General features: G+C 68.7%; 5 protein-coding genes. 2 read left to right on the forward strand and 3 right to left on the reverse strand.

Annotated elements, in window-relative coordinates; all coding sequences use genetic code 11:
• Positions 1-40 precede the first annotated feature (40 nt).
• A complete protein-coding gene (locus VIM26_RS16465) occupies positions 41-1,807 on the reverse strand; it encodes an ABC transporter family substrate-binding protein (protein ID WP_331953106.1) in 1,767 nt (588 codons plus the stop codon).
• A gap of 369 nt (positions 1,808-2,176) precedes the next feature.
• Here VIM26_RS16465 and VIM26_RS16470 point away from each other — a divergent pair, with 369 nt between their 5' ends.
• The gene (locus VIM26_RS16470; RefSeq protein ID WP_331953108.1) at positions 2,177-2,815 is read left to right on the forward strand and encodes a VOC family protein; all 639 of its coding nucleotides are present in this window, start codon (positions 2,177-2,179) and stop codon (positions 2,813-2,815) included.
• Between the two features lie 447 nt (positions 2,816-3,262).
• Here the strand turns inward: VIM26_RS16470 and VIM26_RS16475 are convergent, their stop codons facing one another.
• Together VIM26_RS16475 and VIM26_RS16480 are read right to left on the reverse strand one after the other, a co-directional pair.
• A complete protein-coding gene (locus tag VIM26_RS16475) occupies positions 3,263-5,116 on the reverse strand; it encodes a glycoside hydrolase family 3 protein (protein ID WP_331953110.1) in 1,854 nt (617 codons plus the stop codon).
• A 115-nt stretch (positions 5,117-5,231) separates the two neighbouring features.
• The gene (locus VIM26_RS16480) at positions 5,232-5,468 is read right to left on the reverse strand and encodes a hypothetical protein (RefSeq protein ID WP_331953112.1); all 237 of its coding nucleotides are present in this window, start codon (positions 5,466-5,468) and stop codon (positions 5,232-5,234) included.
• Between the two features lie 255 nt (positions 5,469-5,723).
• On the opposite strand from VIM26_RS16480, the gene VIM26_RS16485 reads away from it, so the two are divergent.
• Positions 5,724-6,239, forward strand: a complete 516-nt coding sequence (locus tag VIM26_RS16485) for a hypothetical protein (protein ID WP_331953114.1) — start codon at positions 5,724-5,726, stop codon at positions 6,237-6,239.
• Positions 6,240-6,367: the final 128 nt, after the last annotated feature.

The following is a 6,367-nucleotide window of genomic DNA, read 5'->3' on the forward strand; positions in this document are numbered from 1 at the left end:
CGCCCACCTGCGGCGCCGGTTCACGGCGCCGCAGGCACCCTCAGTCGAGCGTCTTGGTCCACGTCTCCGCGTTCCACGTCGAGCCGTACTGCGTCGGGTTGTACGCCGGGCCCTTGAGCGATGAGGCGAACGCCGTCACGCCGGGGTTCGGGTAGAGGACCACGTTGTAGGGGTTGACCCACAGTTCTTCCTCCATCTCCGTCTTGAGTGGCACGACCTTGGCGCGGTCGGTGGTCTTGACGATCTCCGTCCACAGGTCGTCAACCTTCTTGTCGCTGTACCCGCCGTAGTTCTGGGCACCGCCGGTGACGTAGATCGACTGCCCTGAGGCGATCAGCCCCGAACCGGACCAGCCGAACACCGCGGCGTCGAACTCCCCCGGGTGGGTCAGCGTGGTGAACAGGTCCGGGTCGGGCTTGGCCTGGACGGAGAAGCCTGCCTGGTCGCAGGACGCCTTGATGAGCGCCAGCTGGTCGGCGCGCAGGGTGGACGACGACGAGTAGATGAAGCGCACCTTGAGCGGGGTCTTGACGCCCGCATCCGCGAGCAGCGCCTTGGCGCCCGGAAGGTCGACGTCGGCGTACTTCTTGGCCTCGGGAACGCCGGCCAGCACCTCCTTGTACTCCGCCTGCGCGGGCAGGTACTCCCGCAGGTCAAGGACGGTGGACTTCGCGTAGATCGGCTTCGCGAACTTGTCGACCAGTTCCTTGCGCGGCACGCACTTGAGGAATGCCTGGCGCACCTTGATGTCGTGGAAGACCCCCTTGGCCCGGGAGTCGAAATCGACGTGACTGAAGGCGAAGGACTGTCCCTTGTCGACCTTCGCGGCGGCGCCGAGATCGGCGAGCTGCTTGACCATGTCCCCCGTCGGGTTGGACGGGTCGAACGAGTCGATCTCACCGTTCTGGAGGGCCTGGACCGCCTCGTCGACGTTGATCGTCTTGAAGACGATCTTCTCGGTCTTGGCCTTCGGCCCCCACCACTTGTCGTTACGGACGAGGGTCAGCGTGCCGTTGGAGGCGTTGTCGTACTTGTACGGACCGATCGTGGGGATGAGCTTCGGATCGGGCAGCGACGGCAGGTTCTCCTGGTACAGCCAGCCCTCGTTCCAGAACTTGGCCACCGGCTTGAGCGCGGCGATGTCGTCGTCCTCGATCGCCTTGATGAGCTCAGCGCCGTTGTTGGCGGAGCTCATCCCACCCTGTTCGGCGGCTATGTGCGCCGGCATGAAGTAGTCCGCGACGGTCTCCCAGTCGGCGTACGGGGACTTGTACACCAAGGTGAACGACTTGTCCCCGGCCTTGCCCTGCGGCTTCTCGATCTCGGCCCAGCCGTTGGTGCTCGCGGTGTTGAAGATGTCGACCGGGTTGCCCGCTGGGTCGGTCTGACCCGAGGGATAGTTGCCCGAGGACGATGCCCACGCGAGCAGCACGTCGTCGAAGTCGAGGGGGACACCGTCCGACCACACGGCGTCTTTCGCGAAGGTGTACTTCACGGTGAGCGGGTCGTCCGACACCTTCTTGTAGGTGCCGAACGCCTTGTCGGCTTTGATCGTGGCGTCCGGCTGAACCTGCGCGAACTGTCGCTGCGTCAGGTTGTCGATGTACTGGTCGTACGCGCTGTTGGTCGCCGCGGTATACGAGTTGTAGCCGTCCGGCGCCAGCTCGAGTCCGATCGTGATCGAGTCCGCGAGCTTCTCCGCCGTCGGGCTCGCCTTGCCACCGCCACCGGCAGAGCCGCAACCCGCCATCAGAAGGGCCCCTGCGGCTACCGCGGAGATCGCCGCATACCTGCGTCTGATCGTCACATTTCCTCCTGGACAAGGATGCTCGAATTCGTGACGCTAGCCAGAACGAGGGCCCCTGTTCGTGCAGTCCGTCGACTGATCCCGGATCGTTACCGGATTGATGCCATTCCGAATCCAGTGGGAACGCCCGGCCCGCGCGTTCCAACCGGCGGACACAACGCAGAAACTCCCCGTAACGTCGGAGCGCTGACGTCCTATAGGACGTCAGCGCTCGGACGTTGCGGGGTTCTGGTCGGTTTTCGCAGGGTTCGAGGCGGGCGCTCAGTCGGGTTCGCCTCTCGCCGGGCTCGACGTGCGTCGGGTCGAGCACGCGCCGCAGGTTTCCGCCAAGGGTCGGAGCGGTGCTTTTCGTGTGCCACGATGCCTGCCATGCGTCTCGATCACGTCTCCTATGCCGCCGAGCCGGACGGGCTGCGCGCGACTGCCGCGCGGCTCGGTGCAGCCCTCGGAATCGACCCGGTCGATGGCGGGGTGCACCCTCGCTTCGGCACCCGGAACATCGTGCTGCCGCTCGCCGAGCGTCGCTACCTCGAGATCGTCGAGGTGCTCGACCATCCGGCGTCGGACAAGGCGCCGTTCGGCCAGGCGGTGCGCGCCCGCTCGGCCGACGGCGGCGGCTGGCTCGGCTGGGTCGTCGCGGTGCAGGACCTCGCGCCGTTCGAGGAGCGCATCGGCCGCCCGGCGATGCCAGGCAACCGGCACCGGCCCGACGGCGTGGAGCTGCGCTGGCGCCAGATCGGCGTCAAGGGCCTCATCGTGGACCCGCAGCTGCCGTACATGATCCGTTGGGAGACGGGACCCGAGCTGCACCCGTCCGTCGGCGGCACCGGCGTCGTGCGGCTGATGGGCCTGCAGATCGCCGGCAGCCCGGTCCGCGTGCGGGACTGGCTGGGCCTGGACCCGGACTACACGCCCGAGACGCTCGACTTCTCCTTCGTCGCCCCCCACGGCACCCCCGGCCTGCTGACGGTCTCCTTCCAAACCCCCACCGGCATCGTAGAAATCTGACGTACCCCCGCACGCTCGCCAACCCGCTCGTCCACCGACCCGCGCCGACGACCCGGTGGGCGGTCTGACCGCTCGACCTCAGCGCAGCGCTCCAGCGCTCAGTGCAGCGAAGGTGCACCAAAACGAAGCATTCACTGCACTCTGGATGCACTGAGCGATGCACTGAGCCCGCGCCCTCAGGGTCGATGTGGCAGCGAGGCGTCAGCGCACGGTCAGCCGGCCCGTCAGCCGGCCAGCCAGCCGACCATGCGCGAGTTCGCCATTTCCCCGTGAATTCGCCGGTCGAACCGACGAACTCGCATCAAATGGGCGAATTCGCCGTTGCAGGCTTGCGCCGAATCGGCGAGCTCGGAGGCTTCTGCCGAACTCGCACACTCCACCCTCTGTGTCAGCCCGGCGTCCAGCGTCCTAGCTCGACGCAAACCCCCGAGTTCGCGGATGTGTGAGCTACCAGGTGAGGCCGGCACCGAAGGGGTAGGCGGTGGTACCGGGGCCGGCGGCGGGGACGTCTGCCGGGAGCTTGCCGGTCGGGGTGACCTCGCCGGTGATGATGCGGGCGAGGGACTCGATCGCGACCGGCTTGACCGAGTAGGTGGCCAGCCAGCTCTCCACGCCCTCGCCGTAGGCGACGTCGTACGGGTTGCGCAGCGCGGCAGCGACCAGATCGGTGCCGCCCGCCCCGAGCTCGGCGACGAGCGCCCGCACGTTCGCGGCCGGGACGGTCGCCGCGTGCAGGTTGTTGGTCAGGGCGACCACGAGGTCGTTGTTCGCGGCCGCAGCCACCGCGGCGGCGCGGACGGTCGGGTCGGGCGAGGTGCCCGTGACCGTCGTGGTGACCTGCGCGCCGCGTGCGGTGAGCGCAGCGGCGAGGGTGCCGGTGGTGACCGCGTCCGGGCCGACGACGAGAATCTTCTTCCCCGCCGGAGCGACCGGCAGGGTCCCGTCGTTGGTCACGAGCGTCGTCGTGCGGTCGGTGATCCCCTGCGCCGCGGCGAGGTGCGCGGGGGTGCCGACGACGCCGGTCAGCGCGGCCGGGTCTGCGATCGGGTGCGCGACGACGCCGCGGTCCCACTTGAGCTCGAGGACCCGGCGGACGCTCGCGTCGATCCGGCGCTCGCTGATCCTGTCCCTGCGGACGGCGTCGAGCACGCCCTGGTAGGCGTCGTCCATCGCGCCCTCGGCGGGCATGAGCAGCACGTCGGCGCCCGCTTCGAGGGCCAGCACGGGGATCTCGGCGTCGCTGTACGCGTCGCGGACGCCCTGCATGGTGAGCGCATCGGTGTAGATGACGCCCGTGAACCCGAGCTCGCCGCGCAGCACGCCGGTGAGGATCGGCTTGGACAGCGTCGCCGGGACGCCGGACGGGTCGAGCGACGGCACGACGATGTGCGCGGTCATGATCGCCGCGACGCCCGCGTCGATGGCGGCGCGGAACGGCGGCAGGTCGAGCTGTTCCCACTGGGCCCGGGTGTGCGTGATCAGCGGGACACCGAGGTGGCTGTCGACGGCGGTGTCGCCATGGCCCGGGAAGTGCTTGGCGGTCGCGGCGATGCCGGCGTCGTCCTGGTAGCCGCGCACGGCGGCGGCGGTGAGGCCGGCCGCGAGCATCGGGTCGGAGGAGAACGAGCGCACGCCGATGACCGGGTTCGCCGGGTTGACGTTGACGTCGGCGTCGGGCGCGAAGTCCTGGTTGATGCCCATCGCCGCGAGCTCCTGCCCGGTGATCTTGGCGGCGACGCGGGTGTCCGTCGTGCTTCGGCCGGCGCCGAGGGCCATGTTGCCGCCGAACTGCGTCGCGGGCGGGCCGATGCGGGTGACGATGCCCTGCTCCTGGTCGGTGACCACGGTCAACGGCACGCGAGCGCCGGAGTTCAGCGCGGTGGTCTGCAGCCCGTTGGACAGGGCGGTGATCTGGTCGGGGTTCTGGACGCTGTTTGTCCAGGCGAAGTAGATGACCCCGCCGAGGTGGTACTTCTCGACGACCTGCGAGGGCGTGTCGACGCCGTAGGCCTTCTGGTTCGCGGCCTTCTCGACGTCGGTCACGGCACCGGACTGCGAGCCGTACGCGTTCGTGACGAAGAGCTGGCCGACCTTCTCCTCGAGCGACATGTGCGCGAGGGTGCGCTCCACGTAGGCCTTCCCGGCGCGGCTGTCGTGACGCCCGGACTCGGCCGAGGCGGTCGGAACGCTCGGCGACGCGGGCGCCGCGACAGCGGGAGCGCCGAGCAGCGGGATGGCGAGCGCGGCGGCGGCCGCGACGGCCACGGCCGCCCGGCGACGAACGACTGACGGGCTTCCCACAGGGAGCCTCCTGGGGTCCGGCTCGGCGCTGGGCCGAGGCAGCGAGGTCGGGGCGTCGTGCACCCGATCGGTAACGAGTGACACTCCGTGCACATTCCAGTGAAAGTAACTTACATCACAGTACGACGGTCCCCTGGTGATACAGGGCCCGCCAGCTGTTCCCGGCCCGCTGCCAGAGCGTTGACCTGCGGGTGCGTCGATCGCCCTGCTGCAAGACGTATGTGAGGAGGTACGTGTCGGCGGCGAGCTCGCGGTGATGGAACAGCGGCTCACGCCGTACGAGCTCCTCGAGGACCCCCGCCAGGCGGGGGTCCGTGGGCGGAGCGAGGGTGTCGGCGTCGTCGTCGGCCATGCCGGCGACTGTGCCAGACGTGACCACGGCCGGAGGCTGGGAGCGCGAGCCGAGGCGCTGCGACCTGGAGGACGTGACCCGGGTCGACGACGAGCTCACCTTCGCGAGAATCCCCGCGAGGGAGCATTTCGGACACTCAGGACTATTGACGCGACTTTTCGCCGCCCCCTACGGTCGAGATACGTGCGGCTCTTTCTGATGGATTCGGACCGCACGCCTACGCCGAAGGAACCTTTCTGAGTAGAGGAGAAACCCATGCGCACGACCACGCGTCGTTTTGTGCCGGCCGGAATTCTGGCGGCCTTGCTCCTCGCCACCGCGCCGCCTGCATCGGCGGCCGACTTCGTCGTCGATCTGCCGAGCGGAGTCGCCTGCCCGGGCTTCGCCGTGCGGGTGGCGAGCGTCGGCGGGAACCTCCAGACACGCGAGTTCACGGACGAGGCCGGGAACGTGGTGCGCACCATCGCCGCTGGCAAGGGGGCCACCCTGACGTTCACGAACCTCGGACCGCTCGGCACGACGCCCGGCAAGTCCGTCACTCTCCGGCCGAATGGATCCGTCACGCGCACCGCGACAAGCCCCGACGGGACAGTCACCTACACGTCCACTGGCCACAACGTGCTGATCCTGTTTCCCACCGACGTGCCCGCGGGACCGACGACCACGCAATACATCGGGAACTACGTCTTCACGGTCGATCCGATTTCCGGCGTCTTCACGCTGCTGAGCACATCGGGAAGGTCCGTGGACATCTGCGCAGAACTGGCCTGAGCCGGTATTGATTATCGGCGGAGCAGCGCGCAGCCGTTGTCCACCGAGCCCGACGTGCAGCGGGGCCGTGACGGCAGACTGCGCACATCCGTGACTCCTGCGCACATCCGATGTGCGCAGTCGTTACG

It is taken from the genome of Pengzhenrongella sp., from assembly GCF_036565025.1.
GTDB lineage: Bacteria > Actinomycetota > Actinomycetes > Actinomycetales > Cellulomonadaceae > Pengzhenrongella.